At 65.0% G+C, this 15,256-nt stretch carries 16 protein-coding genes and 1 pseudogene; 10 read left to right on the plus strand and 7 right to left on the minus strand.

Annotated features, from left to right (window positions below; translation table 11 throughout):
* Positions 1-146 (plus strand): annotated as a pseudogene (locus tag NG898_RS06685) (S-(hydroxymethyl)glutathione dehydrogenase); the annotation flags it as partial.
* Between the two features lie 22 nt (positions 147-168).
* Positions 169-1,032, plus strand: coding sequence for an S-formylglutathione hydrolase (fghA, locus tag NG898_RS06690; RefSeq protein WP_252691628.1), 864 nt, complete (start codon positions 169-171; stop codon positions 1,030-1,032).
* A 23-nt stretch (positions 1,033-1,055) separates the two neighbouring features.
* On the opposite strand, the gene NG898_RS06695 is transcribed toward fghA, so the two are convergent.
* Positions 1,056-1,550, minus strand: a complete 495-nt coding sequence (locus tag NG898_RS06695) for a hypothetical protein (RefSeq protein ID WP_252691629.1) — start codon at positions 1,548-1,550, stop codon at positions 1,056-1,058.
* 251 nt (positions 1,551-1,801) lie between these two features.
* Here NG898_RS06695 and NG898_RS06700 point away from each other — a divergent pair, with 251 nt between their 5' ends.
* The 4 genes from NG898_RS06700 to NG898_RS06715 are packed head-to-tail and all read left to right on the plus strand — an operon-like array spanning position 1,802 to position 5,605.
* Positions 1,802-2,566 carry a paraquat-inducible protein A gene (locus tag NG898_RS06700; protein WP_252691630.1) on the plus strand — a complete coding sequence of 255 codons (765 nt, stop codon included), beginning with the start codon at positions 1,802-1,804 and terminating at the stop codon, positions 2,564-2,566.
* On the plus strand, positions 2,563-3,300 hold the full coding sequence (locus NG898_RS06705) for a paraquat-inducible protein A (RefSeq protein WP_252691631.1): 738 nt from the start codon (positions 2,563-2,565) through the stop codon (positions 3,298-3,300). Before NG898_RS06700 ends, NG898_RS06705 begins: the two co-directional genes overlap by 4 nt.
* Positions 3,297-4,940 carry a PqiB family protein gene (locus NG898_RS06710; RefSeq protein ID WP_252691632.1) on the plus strand — a complete coding sequence of 548 codons (1,644 nt, stop codon included), beginning with the start codon at positions 3,297-3,299 and terminating at the stop codon, positions 4,938-4,940. The genes NG898_RS06705 and NG898_RS06710 overlap by 4 nt, the downstream gene beginning before the upstream one ends.
* Positions 4,937-5,605 carry a PqiC family protein gene (locus NG898_RS06715; RefSeq protein ID WP_252691633.1) on the plus strand — a complete coding sequence of 223 codons (669 nt, stop codon included), beginning with the start codon at positions 4,937-4,939 and terminating at the stop codon, positions 5,603-5,605. Before NG898_RS06710 ends, NG898_RS06715 begins: the two co-directional genes overlap by 4 nt.
* Before the next feature lie 9 nt (positions 5,606-5,614).
* On the opposite strand, the gene NG898_RS06720 is transcribed toward NG898_RS06715, so the two are convergent.
* Entirely contained in the window at positions 5,615-7,078 is a 1,464-nt protein-coding gene (locus NG898_RS06720) for an aminotransferase-like domain-containing protein (RefSeq protein WP_252691634.1), read from the minus strand.
* A gap of 204 nt (positions 7,079-7,282) precedes the next feature.
* Between NG898_RS06720 and NG898_RS06725 the strand changes: the two genes are divergently transcribed.
* On the plus strand, positions 7,283-7,624 hold the full coding sequence (locus tag NG898_RS06725) for a hypothetical protein (protein ID WP_252691635.1): 342 nt from the start codon (positions 7,283-7,285) through the stop codon (positions 7,622-7,624).
* A gap of 214 nt (positions 7,625-7,838) precedes the next feature.
* On the opposite strand, the gene NG898_RS06730 is transcribed toward NG898_RS06725, so the two are convergent.
* The gene (locus NG898_RS06730; protein ID WP_252691636.1) at positions 7,839-8,144 is read right to left on the minus strand and encodes a hypothetical protein; all 306 of its coding nucleotides are present in this window, start codon (positions 8,142-8,144) and stop codon (positions 7,839-7,841) included.
* Between the two features lie 171 nt (positions 8,145-8,315).
* Here NG898_RS06730 and NG898_RS06735 point away from each other — a divergent pair, with 171 nt between their 5' ends.
* Positions 8,316-8,903 carry a hypothetical protein gene (locus tag NG898_RS06735; RefSeq protein WP_092973059.1) on the plus strand — a complete coding sequence of 196 codons (588 nt, stop codon included), beginning with the start codon at positions 8,316-8,318 and terminating at the stop codon, positions 8,901-8,903.
* 132 nt (positions 8,904-9,035) lie between these two features.
* Entirely contained in the window at positions 9,036-9,668 is a 633-nt protein-coding gene (locus NG898_RS06740; RefSeq protein WP_252691637.1) for a hypothetical protein, read from the plus strand.
* 61 nt (positions 9,669-9,729) lie between these two features.
* On the opposite strand, the gene NG898_RS06745 is transcribed toward NG898_RS06740, so the two are convergent.
* The 3 genes from NG898_RS06745 to NG898_RS06755 form a co-directional block, all read right to left on the minus strand.
* Positions 9,730-11,934: a TonB-dependent receptor gene (locus NG898_RS06745; protein ID WP_252691638.1), complete on the minus strand. Its 2,205-nt coding sequence runs from the start codon at positions 11,932-11,934 to the stop codon at positions 9,730-9,732.
* Between the two features lie 86 nt (positions 11,935-12,020).
* Positions 12,021-12,437 (minus strand): hypothetical protein, encoded by a 417-nt coding sequence (locus NG898_RS06750; protein ID WP_252691639.1) that lies wholly within the window; start codon positions 12,435-12,437, stop codon positions 12,021-12,023.
* 104 nt (positions 12,438-12,541) lie between these two features.
* Entirely contained in the window at positions 12,542-13,528 is a 987-nt protein-coding gene (locus NG898_RS06755) for a DUF6685 family protein (protein WP_252691640.1), read from the minus strand.
* 229 nt (positions 13,529-13,757) lie between these two features.
* Between NG898_RS06755 and NG898_RS06760 the strand changes: the two genes are divergently transcribed.
* Positions 13,758-13,919: a hypothetical protein gene (locus NG898_RS06760; protein ID WP_175537153.1), complete on the plus strand. Its 162-nt coding sequence runs from the start codon at positions 13,758-13,760 to the stop codon at positions 13,917-13,919.
* A 17-nt stretch (positions 13,920-13,936) separates the two neighbouring features.
* Here the strand turns inward: NG898_RS06760 and NG898_RS06765 are convergent, their stop codons facing one another.
* Positions 13,937-15,151 (minus strand): cyclic di-GMP phosphodiesterase, encoded by a 1,215-nt coding sequence (locus NG898_RS06765; protein ID WP_092973070.1) that lies wholly within the window; start codon positions 15,149-15,151, stop codon positions 13,937-13,939.
* Positions 15,152-15,256: the final 105 nt, after the last annotated feature.

Below are 15,256 nucleotides of genomic sequence, written 5' to 3' on the forward strand. Positions count from 1 at the left end.
ACGTGCCGAAGATCGTCGACTGGTACATGGAAGGCAAACTCAATATCGACGACCTCATTACGCACACGCTGCCGCTGGAGCGCATCAACGAGGGCTTCGAGCTGATGAAGCGCGGTGAGTCGATCCGGTCGGTCGTGCTGTATTGAACCTCGAGGATGGAGCCACGCAATGACGATCCCGGTACCGGCCCTTGAACTGCTTTCCGAGCATGCCTGCTTTGGTGGCGTGCAGCGCTTTTATCGGCATGCCTCGACGGCGATCGGGCTGCCGATGCGCTTCTCGGTCTACCTGCCGCCACAGGCGTTGGCAGGCACGCGCTGCCCCGCGCTCTTCTATCTGGCGGGCCTGACGTGCACAGAAGAGACGTTTGCCATCAAGGCCGGTGCGCAACGCGTGGCAGCACGTGAAGGTCTCATCCTCATCGCGCCGGACACCAGCCCTCGCGACGCAAACATCCCCGGTGAAACCGACAGCTGGGATTTCGGCATCGCCGCCGGTTTCTACCTGGACGCCACGCAGGCGCCGTGGCGCGAGCACTACCGCATGGAAAGCTACATTGCCGACGAGCTGCACCACATCGCCCGCGTGGCTTTTCCGGTGGCGCCGGGGCGCATCGGCATCTTCGGGCATTCGATGGGCGGCCACGGCGCGTTGACGCTGGCCTTGCGTCATCGGGAACGCTTTGCTTCGGTCTCCGCGTTTGCGCCCATCGCGCATCCGTCGGTGTGCCCGTGGGGCATCAAGGCGTTCACGGGGTATCTCGGGGATGATCGCGCCGCCTGGGCAGCGCACGACGCCACGCAGTTGATGCGGCAGGCGTCTTGCCCGTTCCCCGGCGGCATCCTGATCGATCAGGGCGAGGCCGACAAATTTCTTGCCGAGCAGCTATACCCGGATGAATTCGCGGCCGCGTGCGCCACAGCCGGGCAGCCTCTGCAACTGCGCCGCCACCCGGGCTACGACCACGGCTACTACTTCATCGAGACCTTCATCGAAGATCACCTGCTGCATCACGCAGCACAACTGCGCTAGCAGCAGGTAAGCGCGCGGCTGTGCTAGCGGCTGCCTCCACCGGCACTGCCGCCCGCCGCCCCACCGGCGCCTCCGGTACCCGCACCGGCACCAGCGCCGCCTGAACCGGCAGCACCGCCGCCACTACCGCCGCCCGGCGCGCCTATCGACCCGCCCGTGCCTGGTGCGCCTACACCCACTCCACCCGAGCCGCCGCCGGTTGCACTGCCAGTTGAATCGTTGGCACTGTCGCCATAGCCACCGCTCGAACCCGAGCGCATATTGCCGGCGCGCCCTTGCTTGCCGGTGGCGTTACGGTTGCGGGTGGCATCCCGACCGCCGTTGGCCGAACTGCCGTTGACAGCGGTACCCCCCGTGCCCGTTGCAGTTGCGCCGGTGTCGGTACCACCCGCCGGAGACATGCTGCTGCCGCCAGCCGTGCTGTTGGATTGGGCTGCCCCCGTTTGGGCATACGCCGCTGCGGTACCGCCCGCCAGCGCCAACGCGATGACTAGAGAAGATGCACGGAGATACGTCATGAAATGCTCCTTTGAGATTGGGAATGTGCCCTTCCACGTCAGCAAGGCCCGTTCCGCCGTCACGCCATGCAATATCGAGTGCGCCAATTGGCGGGATATTTGCTGGTGACCGTGCGTCAAAATGAGGAAGCCCGCACTCAGCTATACATTCAACGGTGTATGTATAATCGCCTGCCCCACTGTCGGTGCGCCGCCGCATGCGTCTGCAATGCTGCCGGCCCACCTTCAGCCCGACGATGGAGCTGTAAACCGTGAAACTCCCCTTCCCGCTGCCCCGGTCATGGCGTGCAGCGGGCGACACCCCCGACGCCAAGGCCGCCCCGGTCGCGCAGCCCCTTCCTGGCGATCCAGATGCCTGGATCGCATGCGAGCACTGCGACACCCTGCATCGCCACGAAGTCATTGCGCTGGATGAAGAAGCGCATTGCACGCGCTGCGGCGTCAAGCTGTACCGCAACCAGAGCGAGCGGCTCTCGGTACTGCTACCGCTGGTGCTGACGGGCCTCATCGTCTACATCGTCGCCAACATCTTTCCGATTGCCGAGATGAACGGCGGCGGCAACCGGCACGCCACCACGCTGTGGGGCGCCATCGTGGCGCTGTACGACTACGACATGCTCTTCGCTGCCGTACTGGTGGCACTCACTACGGTCTTCTTCCCGCTGATGTACATGTCAGTGCTGGCGCCGCTGCTCATTGCGCGATTGCGTGGGCGGCAGCATCCGGCCGCGGCGCTGGTGCTGCGCACGGCAGCGCTGATCCGCCCGTGGGCGATGGTCGAGATCTTCATGCTGGGCGTAGTGGTGGCGCTCATCAAAGTGGCGCGCATGGTGTCACTTGAAGCCGATGCGGGCTTGTGGGCGTTTGCCGCGCTTACCGTGTTCCTGACGGTGGCGTTGTCGATCGACCTGCGACCGTTCTGGCGCGAGATTGGGTTGACGCTGCCACCGGGCTCGCAAGTCGACGCGCCCACCGGCATGGACGCCTCCGCCCGCCCCGGCGAGGATCGCCCATGAACAGCGTCACCACCCCTGCACCGGCCCAGCCAGCTCAAGAGGGTCGCCCGCTGCGGGCCGTCGCACAAGGCCTGGTGACATGCGAGCGCTGCGGCCTGCTGGCGCGCATGCCCCACGCTTCTGCCGCCACCCAAGCGGTGCTCACGCACGAAGACGCCCCTGACGAGACCATCGCAGCGCCGGTCTGCCCGCGCTGCATGTCGCCCATGCATGTGCGCAAGCCCGACAGCCTGGCGCGCTGCTGGGCACTCCTGCTTGCGGCTGCCGCCATGTACCTGCCCGCCAACCTGCTGCCCGTGATGATTACCGACACCCTGCTCGGCACGCAGCAGGACACCATCATGAGCGGGATCGTCTATCTCTGGACGTCAGGCTCGTGGCACCTGGCCATCATCGTGTTCATCGCAAGCTTTCTGGTGCCGCTGGCCAAGCTCGGCATCCTGGCGGTGCTGTGCCTCTCGGTGCAGCAACGCTGGCGCTGGAATCCGCGACTGCGCACGCGCCTGTATGCGCTGGTCGAGATCATCGGCCGGTGGTCGATGCTCGATGTGTTTGTGGTGACGCTGCTCGCAGGGCTTGTGCATCTGTCGACGCTGGCCATCATCAAACCCGGCCCTGGTGTCGGCCCGTTTGCCGCCGTGGTGGTGCTGACCATGTTTGCCGCCCGCTGTTTTGATCCCCGCCTGATCTGGGACGTCATCGACGAGCCCGATCCCGAAGAGACCGATGTATGACCGACCCCGTCGATAACGAAAACATTCCCGCGCCGCGCCGCACGAAGCGCAAGCGCTGGCTGCCTTCACTGATCTGGCTGGTGCCGATCGTGGCGCTGATGGTGGGCGCCACGCTCATGGCGCGCGTGATCCTGGCGCGCGGCGCGCAAGTGACCGTCACATTCAGCTCGGCCGAGGGCATTGAAGCCGGCAAGACGCGCGTGAAATTCAAGAGTGTCGATATTGGCGTGGTCAAGGCAGTGGGCCTCACCGACGACCGGTCGGGTGCCGTGGTACTGATCGAACTCACCCATGACGGCAAGGCGTTCGCTGCGTCGGATACGCGCTTCTGGGTGGTGCGCCCGCGCGTTGCGGCCGGCAGCATCTCGGGACTCGGCACGCTGCTCTCCGGGGCGTACATCGGCGTAGACGGCGGCCGCTCGCAGGAGAAGAAATCCACCTTCAAAGGCCTCGACACACCGCCGGCCATCTCCGCGGATGCGCCCGGCAAGCAGTTCACGTTGCATGCGCCCGATCTGGGCTCGCTCGATATCGGCGCGCCGGTGTATTTCCGCCGCGTGCGCGTGGGCCAGGTCACCGCGTATGACATCGACACCGACGGCAAGGGCGTGACGTTGCACATCTTCGTCAACGCGCCGTTCGACAAGTTTGTGGCACGCGGCACGCGGTTCTGGAATGCCAGCGGCATCGACCTCAAGCTCGACGCCAGCGGGTTGAAGGTCGATACGCAATCGCTGCTGACCGTGGCGCTGGGCGGCATCGCGTTCCAGACGCCCGAAGAAGCCGATCACCAGCCGGCCGCCTCCGACGCCGAGTTCCAGCTCGTGCGCAACGAGACCATGGCACTGAAAGACCCCGAACACCTGTCGCAGACCGTGGTGATGTACTTCCACCGTTCGTTGCGCGGGCTCAACGTGGGCGCACCGGTGGAGTTCAAGGGCATCAACGTGGGCGAGATCAAGTCGATCGGCATCCACTACAGCAAGAAGCGCCACGAGTTCGTACTGCCCGTGACGGCCACGCTGTACCCCACGCGCTTCGGCATGGACATCCGCGACGACAACCCGCAGCACGCCGCCGAAGACGTCCGCACACAGTTCGACGTGCTGGTGAAGAACGGCATGCGCGCACAGTTGAAGAGCGCGAGCCTGCTGACGGGCCAGCAGTTCGTGAACCTCGACTTCATTGACGCAGCCGACCGCGACAAGACCCCGCCGCGCTTCGGCATGCGCGATCGTGACGGCGCGTATGTTTTCCCGACTGCCGATAACCCGACTGACGACATCGAAGCGCAGATTGCCGGCATCGCCAAGAAGCTCAACAAGGTGCCGTTCGAGCAGATCGGACAGGATGTTCACCGCACGCTGACGACGCTCGACGCCACGCTCAAACAGACCGAGCAACTGGCCAAGACTGTCAACAGCGACCTCGCCCCGCAGATGAAGGAAACGCTGGCCGAGGCACGCCGCACGCTCGATTCTGCGCGCCAGGTCTTCTCCGACGATGCCCCGCTGCAACGCAATGCGCGCGACACGCTGGAGCAAGTGGCCAAGGCCGCCGCGTCCGTGCGCGTGCTGACCGATTATCTGGACCGCCACCCGGAAGCGCTGATCCGCGGCAAGGCAAAGGACGCGCAATGATGCCGATGCAAACGACGATGCTGTCTTCTTCTCTTCGCCTGGCCGGCGCCGCTGCCGTGGCGTTGCTGGTTGGCGCGTGCGCTTCGCCCGAGCCGACGTTGCATACGCTGTCGGTGCGCCCTGAAGCAACGGATACCGGCCGTTTCCACCGCGCCTTCCGCCTCTCGGGCGTGCGGGTGCCCGATCGCCTGGACAAGCCGCAGATCGTGCTGCGTACATCCGACAGCGAAGTGATGGCGCTAGAGCAGCAACGCTGGGCCGCGCCGTTCGGTTCTGAACTGCGCGATGCGCTGTCTGCGAACTTGGCGACGACGCTGTCTGCGGTGGACGTAGGAAGTGCTGCTGCGCCGGCAGGCGTGCCGCTCTTCCGCATCGGCGCCGAAATGCGCAGCTATGACGCGCGGCCCGGGCAGGGCGTGACGGCACTGGTGACGTGGCGCGTATCACACGATGCAGGCACCCAAAGCGCAAGCCCCGCTGCGCTCACATGCCAGACGACGCTTGCGCTGCCGGTGAATGGGCAAGCTGCCGGTACGGATGCGAATGCGGGCGTGAATGCAGTGGTGTCATCCACGCAACGCCTCGTGCAGCAGTGGTCGCAACAGATTGCGCAGAGCGTGCAGGGTCTCGAATCGCCTTCCGCTGTGCCGTCGTGGTGCCGGTAGGTCGATCGATCAGCGCTCGGCCAGTTCCTGCGTGAGCCGGCCGAGCGTGGCAAGCGCGGCTTCAAGGTTGGCCGACGGCGGCAGCCCGAAGCAGATGCGGAAGTAATGATCGAAGCGGTTCAGGTTCGAGAACATCGTCCCCGGCGCAATGCGGATGCCCCGCGCCAACGCCGCATCAAACAGCGCCACCGATGAGACATTGGTCGGCAACTCCACCCACATCGCCACCCCGCCCGAGGGCACCGAGAGCCGCGTGCCCGCCGGAAAGCACGCCGCAATCGACTCCGCCATAGCCTCGCGCTGCTTGCGCAAAGTCTGGCGCAGCGTGCGCAGATGTCGGTCATACGCCCCCGACGCAATGAAGCGCCCGGCCAGCACCTGCGGCCACGAATCATTCGGCCGCGACTGGGCAAACTTCAGCATCTGTACACGCTCATGCCAGCGCCCTGCGGCCATCCAGCCCAGTCGCAAGCCGGGCGCGAACGTCTTGCGCAATGACGCGCAATAGATGACGTTGCCCGTGCGATCCCACGCCTTGATCGCCTTGAGCGGCGTGGGGCTGTCGGCCAGCGGGCTGTATGTATCGTCTTCAATGAGGGCGATGTCGTGGGCCTCGCAGAAGGCCGCCATGCGCCGCTTGGCGGTGTCCGGCATGATGCTGCCGAGCGGGTTCTGCAGATTGGGCACCACCACCACGGCGCGGATGTTGCCGTAGGCTTGCACCGCCATCTGCAAGGCTTCCAGCGACATGCCGGTGCGGGGGCTGGTCGGGATCTCTACCGCGCGTAACCCGAGGCTTTCCAGCACCTGCAGCAGCCCGTAGTAAGTGGGCGACTCCACGGCCACGGTATCGCCCGGCTGCGCAACGGCGCGCAGTGCCAGATTGACTGCCTCGATACACCCGTGCGTGATGACCACGTCGTCAGGCGCAAGCTGGATGCCAATGTCGAGCATGCGGCGCGCCACGGCGGTCTGTAATTCCGGATGCCCGTTGGGTATGACCGCCTGCGTGAGGAGCAACGGATGCTGGCGCAGCACCTGGGTAGCGATCCGGTTGAGCGCCGCCGACGGGTAGAGCGCCGCATCCCCACTCGCCCCGGACAGATCGATGTGCACGTTGGCCTGCTGCCCGCGCGCCACAATGGCCGATATGCGCGCGTGCACCCCCACATACGCGGCCGGGTCCGGCGTGCCAACGTCGGGCTCCCCCACCGGCGCCAGCAACGCACGGCGCGGCTGGCGCACGAAGTAGCCCGAGCGCTCACGTGCTTCAAGCCAGCCTTCCGTCTCCAGATGCCGACATACCTGCAGCGCGGTCGACAGACTCACCGCGTGCGTGCGCATCAGCATGCGCACCGACGGCATGCGCTCACCGGGCGCCAGCACCCCGCTGCGGATCGCGCCAAGGTAATGATCGGCAAGCGTCCGGTACAACGGCTGCGCGGGCGGGGAAGTCAACTCGGTGACGGACATGGCGGCGAGGGGGCGGCGACAGGCGGCAAGGAGGGTCTAGCACATCATGCCGGCAAGACCGCCACCGCAACAGATACAGACGACGTCAAACTGTACCGCAACAGATTGTCACAAGGCACGGCTGTTGCCCCGCACTTTGCCGGCTCTGTGTCTGTTGAGAGTGGGGTCGTGTGCCTACGCTGAAGCCATGTTCAGGAGATCGACATGACTGCAACGACACTCCCATCCGAACCGGAAAGGCTGACGCTTCGCCCCGGACAAACCGGCCTGCACTGGCTCTCCGCTGGAGCCACGCTGGTGGCACTGGAAGGCACCTTGCGCCTGGCGCCTCCATCGCGCTCGATTGCAACAGCGCGGCACACCCTTGGCGCGGGCCACGCGCATGTTGTGGAAACGTCCGGGTGGTGGCACCTGCATGCCGACAGGCGCAACGGCGCGCAGGTGCACATCGTGGCTGCGGCCGCTGGCACACGATGCCCGGCTCGGCCGGCGATATGGCGTTGGTTTGCGAACGTCATTCAGCCGCGCCAGACTTCGCGCGGCTGAAATGACGAGGTGAGCGGTTACCGCCGCCTGTCTGGCTTGCTTGGCGAGGCGCCGGGGCGCTTCCCGTCGTCCGACCGGATTGACGCGTTCTCGAAATCACCCGGGTCTTCCTCGCCTACGCCGCTTTCACTTGGGATGGCCGGCGCCACGGGCCGAGCGGTGTCGCCCGCAGGCGCTTTGGCTTTGTCATCGCCACGAGGCTTCTGGGTGGCGGTCATGGCTGCTTCCGACTGTTCTGATGCTGCCCCAGACGCTGCTGGTTCTGCGGCAATTGCCCTTCCTGTGCGGCGGCGCGGCCATCCTCGGCTGGTACCTGCATCGGACGTTTCGCCGACTGGTCCGTGCCGTGCTGCATTGATGTGCGCTCGGCGCGGTCGGATTCAGCGCGGTCCTTGGCGGCACCCCGTTCTTGCTGGGCTTGATTGCTGCGCTCACCTTTCTTGCCTTCGCTCTTTCGTTCCCCCGCTTTTTCCGCCGCGTGGGCGGCGGGCTTGTGCGGTTGCTGTGCGTGTTGCTTCATCGTCAGCCTCCTGGTTCGGTTTACGGACGAATCGCCCGTGCCAACTGCGTCGCAACCCGCGTGCCGCCGCACCAGTGCGCAGGCGTACGCCTGCGGCGCCCGGCGCAGGTATCTGCCTTGCTGCACGTGCAATGTCGCGCGTTAGCGCACAAGCACGCATGGAGAAGCCACATGGCAACCAGCAACCTGTATCGCACCGGTGAAGCCCCTGCACAGACCGGCAAAGGTCACGGAACCGACGCACTCGGCCCCTCCGACAGTTCGGACTCGGGCAGCGACGTGGTCGGCGGCCCAGGCTTGGGCAGCGACGTTGAAGATCGATTTGACGAGGATCCCGCCGTGCACCCGCACGGCAATGCAGCCAACCGCACGGCCGGCGCAGACTTGGGGGATGTGAATCTCGACAGCGACACCGATTCCACCGGGACCGGCGAGCGTCGCGCGGCCGGGCACGAACCCGTCATACGCGAAGGCAGCGACCTGATGCCCGACGCCATACATGACATAAACCATCCCGAAGTCGACACACCCATCGACGACGAGGATTTTGAACACGCCACGGGCCTCGCCGGTGAAAACGACGACGCCGATGCGCCGGATGCAGTCGACCTAGACGAAGCGCCAATCGACCCGGAGCCTGGCAGCCGCGATGTACCGGTGCACTCGCCCACCGGTGGCGGCACAGATTGGTCTGACAACATGCGCCGCAGCCGCCCGACGTACAAGGGCAAGCGCGTGCCGGGCCAGCATCGCGGCTAAGCCGCATCGGGTGAACGGACCGCGCCTGCACGCCAGCGCGGTCCGGTCTAGACTGGTGAACCGCCCTCGCAGCCCATGCGAGTTGCGCAGGCCGTCCGGCTCACCTTGAGCGAACTTCACGTCCCCTACCCAATGACCCGACTACGTTTCTCAGCCCGTACCGCTGCAGTTGTCGCCGTCGTGACAGCGCTCTTCCCGCTGGCCGCGTCGGCGCAAAGTACCGCTGCGCCCACGCGCGTGCGCGCCACCATCAATGCCGTCCACAGCACTGCTGTCGATGTGACCGACGCCTCCGGCAACAAGGCCACTGTGACGCTGCCGGTGGACCTCAACGTCACCCAGGTCGCGCCGATCGAACCGTCGGCCATTCGCGCCGGCAGCTATATCGGCACGGCGGCGGTCAAGCAGCCGGACGGCACATTGCTTGCGCTGGAAGTCCACGTGTTTCCGGAAGCCATGCGCGGCACCGGCGACGGCCACCGCGCCTACGACATGGGCCCAAACAGCAGCATGACCAACGGCACCGTCGAACAGGCAGGCGCCGTCACCGGGGCGCAGGGCCGCACGCTGTCGGTCAAATACAAGGACGGGGAGCAGCGCATCGTGGTGCCGCCGCAAGTGCCGATCGTCACCTTCGAGCCGGGCCGGCGTGATGACCTGAAGGCCGGCGCGCACGTCGTCATGTTCGTGCGCGCCGATGCGCAAGGCACGCTGGTCGCGCAGCGCGTGCTGGTCGGCAAGGACGGCATGGTCCCGCCGATGTGATGACGATGTGACGGATGAAAGATGAAGGATCGGGCCAGCCTCATGCGCTGGCCCGATTTGCTTAGAACGGCTTGCTGACCGACAAGAGGAACGTGCGGCGCGGCGCGAACTGCGGTGCACCCACGCCGATGCCCGTGCCGTCGCGCAACTGGTAGCTCCGGTCGAAGATATTCATCACGGTCAGACGCGTCTTGAACTTGCCCAGTGTCGGCAGGTTGAAGTCGCGGGCGGCGCCCACGTTCATCTGCCAGTAGGCCGGCAGGTGTTCGGTATTGGCAAAGCCGTTGCGCAAGCCCGTACCGAACAGCACATCACTCGTATACGTCGTGCCGGAATACCGATACGACACACCAGCCGACGCGGTCAGGCGCTGGTCGTGATCGAGATTGACCCAATGGTTGTTGATGTAGGCCAGTTCCTCCGCATCAAAATTGAACTGGCCGGTCTCGATGCCCTTGCCCTGCGCGCGCGACACAGCCAGGTTCAGGTAGGCCCCGAAGTTGCCGTTGCGATAGTTCGCACTGCCTTCCAGCCCGTAGATGCGGCCACGCTCGTAGTTGAACGCCGAGTACAGCAGCGCGTTGCCGAACTGCCCTTCGTCCTGCAGATGGCGCACGTCGCGGTAATACGCATCCAGACCCAGCGTCAGGTGCGGCGTGAGCTGGTGCGAAACCCCCAGGTCAAAGTAGTTCGAACGCTCCGACTTGACGGCCGTGTTGGCGTCGGACGGCAGCGCATTGGTCGTACCGGCAAAGGCCTGCACCGAGGTGGTATCGAACTTCTCCGTGGGCGGCGGCGTGAAGTAGCGCGCGTAGCCGGCATGCACGCGGGTGCGCGGCGTCAGGTCATACGTCACGCCCAGGCGGGGGCTCAATTGCTGCTCGCTGACGATGGTGTTGACGCGGTCGTAGCGCGCGCCGTAGTTGACGGTGAGCTTGTCGGTGGGCTTCCACTCGTCCTGCAGGTAGACGCCCATGGTCGTGCCGCTGCCGCTGTGGTTGTCGACGATGGTGAACGGCGTCGTGCTGGTCTGGGCGCCGGAGCTGTCGGCGGCAAACACGCTGGCGGTGTTGTCGGCCACGTAGCGCTCGCGCTGCACGAACACGCCGGCACGCAGCGTGTGCTTGTCGGTCAGCTTGTAGCTCGCGTCGCCCTGCACACCGTAGGCCTCGTTGCGGCGCGTGATGTCGGCCGCCACGCCGTTGTAGACCAGATCGCCAATCGGATCGGGCATGTAGTCGATACGGCTTGCGCGGCGGAACACCGACACCTGGTAGTCCAGCTTGGGTGACACCTTCTGCTGATACGTCAGGATCTGGAAGTCGGTCTTCTCGCGTTGATTGGCGTTAAGCGCTTCAGAGGCAGGCGGCACTGCGCCGTCGAGCGTGAATTGTGGCGTCAGGCCTGGGCGCGTCGGGATCTGGAAACGGCCGTTCGACGTGCCGAACATGAAGCTCACGCGGCTATCGTTATCGAGCAGGTACGACAGCATGCCGAACGACTTGTTCTGCGTGGTGTGATCGTGCGTGGCATTGCGGTTGCCCGTGGGGTTTTCAATGCCAAGGTTGTTCTCGGCAAACACGCCCGAGAGGTAATAGCTGAAGCGGTCTTTCGTGCCCTGGATCTGCGCGTTGACCTCATGCGTGGCATTGCTTCCCAGCACAGTGCCGATCTCGCCGCCAAATGCCTTGGGCTCGCCGTCCTCGTCGGTCGAGGCGCCCTTGGTAGTGATGTCGACGATGCCGGCCGTGCGGTAACCGTACTGCGCCGGCAGCGCGCCAGTCAGCACATTGATCTGGTTGGCGAAGCGCGTATCGAGCATCTGCCCGAAACCGCTGATCGGCTCAGGCACGATCACGCCATTGATGCGGTACTGCAAGTTCGAGTGGTCCCCACGCACGTGCAATTGCCCGTACGAATCCTGCACCACGCCCGGCGCCTGCAGCAGCACCTGGTTGAGCGGCGTGGCATCGCCCAGCGGCATGCGGGCGATGTCATCGGTGTCGAACTTGTAGACGGAACTGCCGGTGTCCGGCGACAGCGCATTGCGTGCAGCGTCCAGCCGCTTGGCCGTGACGCGAGTTTCACTGAGGTCGCGCACGTTGGCGGCGGCCGGTTTGGCCTGTGCAGCGGGCGCCGTCGTGGCTGGCGTGGCGGGTGTGGGGGCCGGCGTCGTGGCTTGCTGAGCCAGTGCGGAAACCGAGGCGATGGATGGCAAGACGGCGGCAAGCGCCGTCACCAGCTTGCGGGGCTGGAACGGAATCATGAAAGACCTTTGAATCGAGCGGATGCGTTAAGCAGCGGCCCGCGCATGCGTCAACACAACGCGCGGACCGAGGGGCAAGGCAGGAATCAAAGGCGGAATGGGGGATCGCGCGAACACACGGCCACCGGAAAGACCGGCGCGCACGCATGAAAGCCGATGTGCGGGAAATGCCAGCGTCGCGTATGCGCCAGGCGCAGCGCCACCAGCATCGGCAAGGTAGCCGCCAGCGCGGCATAGGCAGCGCACTGCAAGCACGCGGCGTGCTCCTGCGCGGGCTGGCTGCGCTCGGCGCCGGCAGGCTTGGCCGTGGCGGCAGCGTTGAACACGGCCGCAGTCCCTTCGCTCAGTTCGCTCCAATGCGACAGCGCATGCCGCAGCGCGCCCTGCTGACCAAACAGCAGGAACACGGTCAGCAGGCAAGCCAGCCAACGCAGATGGAGGAAGGAGGAGCGGAAGGAACGCAAGGTCGGGCGCAGGTGCTGGCGCACAATGTCATCCGACATTGCGCGCCCCAATGCAACTAAGTTGCGAATTCTGACACCAGCCGCCTGATTCAGCAATCCGTCAGGTGGAGGGCAGAACAACCTGCGAGCGTAGCGCCCTTGTATTACAAGCGCGTGTGCGCAAAACCCGGCATGAGACCCGTCGGCACGCCCAGGCTCGGCACCTGCACGCGCTTCCAGTTCGGGCGCGTCTTGCGGGCGGCCTCGGCGCGCTGCGCGGGGGCACCCACCTCGGTGGCATCGTGCAGGCTGGCCAGCCAGGCGCCGTAGTCGAACCAGCCGTCGCGCACAAGCTGTTCGCCCACGCAATTCGCAAAGCGATCCGACTTGGGCAGGAAGCACAGCTCAAAGCCTTCGGCCTCGCGGCGGCCATGCATCCAGCGGTGCGGCACCTGGTGGCTGGCCAGCGCTTCCGACAAACGCGTGCCGTAGCGCTGCTGCCCTTGCCGTCGCGCACCGATCACGTAGAAGCCGTTAAGCAGCCGACGCAACCCCCGCGCAGAACGCGCGTGACGCACCTCGGCATCGACCAGCAGTTCACGGTTCTGCGTGCGAGCCTGCAAGGCAAGCGCGGCGAAATGATGTGCGCCCCACTCGTTCATGTAGAACAGCTCGCCGCCGGCAAAGTCGTAGGCGCGGAACACGTTGGCCTGATCCGCGTAGCGGAATACGTGGCGCCGGTTGGCGGCAAAGTCGGCGTCCGTGCTGTGCGGAATGCGGCGGCAATGCTGATGCGCAAACACCAGCATGCTCGGAAAGGAATGCACCGAGCACGGTGACTGCGCCAGCCCCGTCACCGCGCGAATGTCGATCTTGCAGTGCTCCCGGCGCACGCCCACAAGCTGGCTCAGATGGTGGTGCAGCTCGTCCACCCACTCGGCATGCGCCAGATGCTTGGGAAACAGTTGGTGCGCGGGCTCGGCAAGGCCCCCCTCGAACAGGAACGGCACGCTCTTGTGCCAGATATCGAGTTTCCAGTGCGACAACGCATCGCTAGGCGTGCGATGGTGTGCCACCGATTGCGTGACATTGAAAGCGCGCGACTGGACGACCCAGTTCGACGCTGCATGCAGCAGATTGGAAACGTTCATGTCACCCCCCGGAAGACTGAATCGTTTGTTTGCGGATTGCCGACGTCGCTCTGAATGTGTGGCGATTGTTCAGCAATGTAAGAACCAACGACTCAAACGTACCCCACTTTAGAGGGGTGTGCCATGAAGTTTGTTGAAGTCCGTGTTAAGAAAAATACACATGAAACGTGGGGACTTGTCAGGCGCGCGACATGCTGGAAGAGGGGCATCCGCAGATCAGGAGACCGCAATGCCCACCCAGCCAGGCCGTTCAGAAACCGATACGACACAGCCCGCCAGTCCGAAAGCCCAGCCCGAGCCTGCCAAGCGCAAGCCCGGCGACCCGCTGGTGCCACGCGATACCCGCCCGAATCCAGCCGAGCAGAATGAGCCGCCCGTCGAAAACGTGTGAGCCCGAGGGCCCGCAGCTCAGACCAGGCACATGTCGGAGACTTCCTCGTCCGACAAACCCCAGGTGGTGGCGTCTTCCACGGTGACGATGGAATCGTCGGACTTGCCCAGGCTGATGCGCTCCGGGCGCACGCGTGTCTTGGTGTTGCCCGAATAGAAAACGACCACGTCCGGCTTGAGCGCAGACGCCTCGTTCTGGTGAACCACCACGCCCAATCGGTTGGTACGCAGTTTGACCAGCGTGCCGACCGGGTAGATGCCCACGCTGCGCGTGAAAGCCTGGAATACCGTGCGATCGAACTGCGTGTCGGTGCGCGCCATCATGTATTTCAGCGCCTGCGCGGGCGACCACGCATGGTGGTACGGGCTGCTCGACGTGAGCGTGTCGTACACGTCGCAGATGGCGCCCATCTTGGCCCACAGGCTAATAGCCTCAGCCTTCTGGGCGTCAGGGTAACCGCTGCCGTCGATGCGCTCGTGATGGTGCAGGCAGATTTCGCGGGCAATCTCGCTGAACTGGCCGGTACCCTGCAGCAGGTGATGGCCGCCCACGGCGTGGGTCTGCAGCAGCGCCAGTTCGTCCTTGGTCAGCGCGGTGCTCTTATCGAGCAGCGTGCGCGGCATGGCCGATTTGCCGATGTCGTGCACCAGCCCGCCCAGCCCGCATTCGCGGATCTCGTCTTCAGGCAAGCCCAGCGTCTTGGCCAGCGCCACCATCAGCGCGCAAACGGCAAACGAATGCAGATAGGTGTAGTCGTCCTTGTTTTTCAGCCGCGCCAGCGCAATCAGCGCATAGGAATTGCGTGCCAGCGAGTTCGACACGTCGTCCACCAGCAGCAGCGCCTTTTCGGTTTCCAGCGCACGGCCCATGCGGGCTTCGGAAAACATGTGACCAAGCGTCGCCTTGCCGTTCTGCATCAGCTGCTGGGCGTGCTTCCACTCTTCCTTGAGCGACGTTGGCGTGATCGGCGGCCGCGCGGCCACGGTCTCCCGCGTGAGCGGCTCGGGCGCGGGTGCCGGCGCCGGTGCAGGCATCAGCGTCTCTGACATGACGTCTTCGCCGCGCTCGGGGTCGATCCAGATCTCGGTGATACCCGCCTTGCGGATGTCGTCAATCTGGCCCTGGTGCGACAACTGGAATTGCGCACGCCAGAACGGATGCTTGAGCCAGGAACCGCCCAGCTTCATCACAAACATGCCGACACGCAATTGGCTCGCATCGATTCGCTTCATACCCTGCCTACCTCGGCTCGAAGTCCGGTTTTTTGATTGAATTAGGGGAGCGGCGTGCCAGCCGACACTGGCTCGTGTTTCGCAGTCTAGGCGTTTTAAGCTGGT

The organism is Ralstonia mojiangensis (assembly GCF_023955645.1).
Taxonomy (GTDB): domain Bacteria; phylum Pseudomonadota; class Gammaproteobacteria; order Burkholderiales; family Burkholderiaceae; genus Ralstonia; species Ralstonia mojiangensis.

Bases quoted from the DNA above. Each gene is read 5' to 3' on its own strand.
- fghA (WP_252691628.1), top strand. From the start codon at position 169: ATGACGATCCCGGTACCGGCCCTTGAACTGCTTTCCGAGCATGCCTGC.
- NG898_RS06695 (WP_252691629.1), bottom strand. From the start codon at position 1,550: ATGACGTATCTCCGTGCATCTTCTCTAGTCATCGCGTTGGCGCTGGCG.
- NG898_RS06705 (WP_252691631.1), top strand. From the start codon at position 2,563: ATGAACAGCGTCACCACCCCTGCACCGGCCCAGCCAGCTCAAGAGGGT.
- NG898_RS06710 (WP_252691632.1), top strand. From the start codon at position 3,297: ATGACCGACCCCGTCGATAACGAAAACATTCCCGCGCCGCGCCGCACG.
- NG898_RS06715 (WP_252691633.1), top strand. From the start codon at position 4,937: ATGATGCCGATGCAAACGACGATGCTGTCTTCTTCTCTTCGCCTGGCC.
- NG898_RS06720 (WP_252691634.1), bottom strand. From the start codon at position 7,078: ATGTCCGTCACCGAGTTGACTTCCCCGCCCGCGCAGCCGTTGTACCGG.
- NG898_RS06725 (WP_252691635.1), top strand. From the start codon at position 7,283: ATGACTGCAACGACACTCCCATCCGAACCGGAAAGGCTGACGCTTCGC.
- NG898_RS06730 (WP_252691636.1), bottom strand. From the start codon at position 8,144: ATGAAGCAACACGCACAGCAACCGCACAAGCCCGCCGCCCACGCGGCG.
- NG898_RS06735 (WP_092973059.1), top strand. From the start codon at position 8,316: ATGGCAACCAGCAACCTGTATCGCACCGGTGAAGCCCCTGCACAGACC.
- NG898_RS06740 (WP_252691637.1), top strand. From the start codon at position 9,036: ATGACCCGACTACGTTTCTCAGCCCGTACCGCTGCAGTTGTCGCCGTC.
- NG898_RS06745 (WP_252691638.1), bottom strand. From the start codon at position 11,934: ATGATTCCGTTCCAGCCCCGCAAGCTGGTGACGGCGCTTGCCGCCGTC.
- NG898_RS06750 (WP_252691639.1), bottom strand. From the start codon at position 12,437: ATGTCGGATGACATTGTGCGCCAGCACCTGCGCCCGACCTTGCGTTCC.
- NG898_RS06755 (WP_252691640.1), bottom strand. From the start codon at position 13,528: ATGAACGTTTCCAATCTGCTGCATGCAGCGTCGAACTGGGTCGTCCAG.
- NG898_RS06760 (WP_175537153.1), top strand. From the start codon at position 13,758: ATGCCCACCCAGCCAGGCCGTTCAGAAACCGATACGACACAGCCCGCC.
- NG898_RS06765 (WP_092973070.1), bottom strand. From the start codon at position 15,151: ATGAAGCGAATCGATGCGAGCCAATTGCGTGTCGGCATGTTTGTGATG.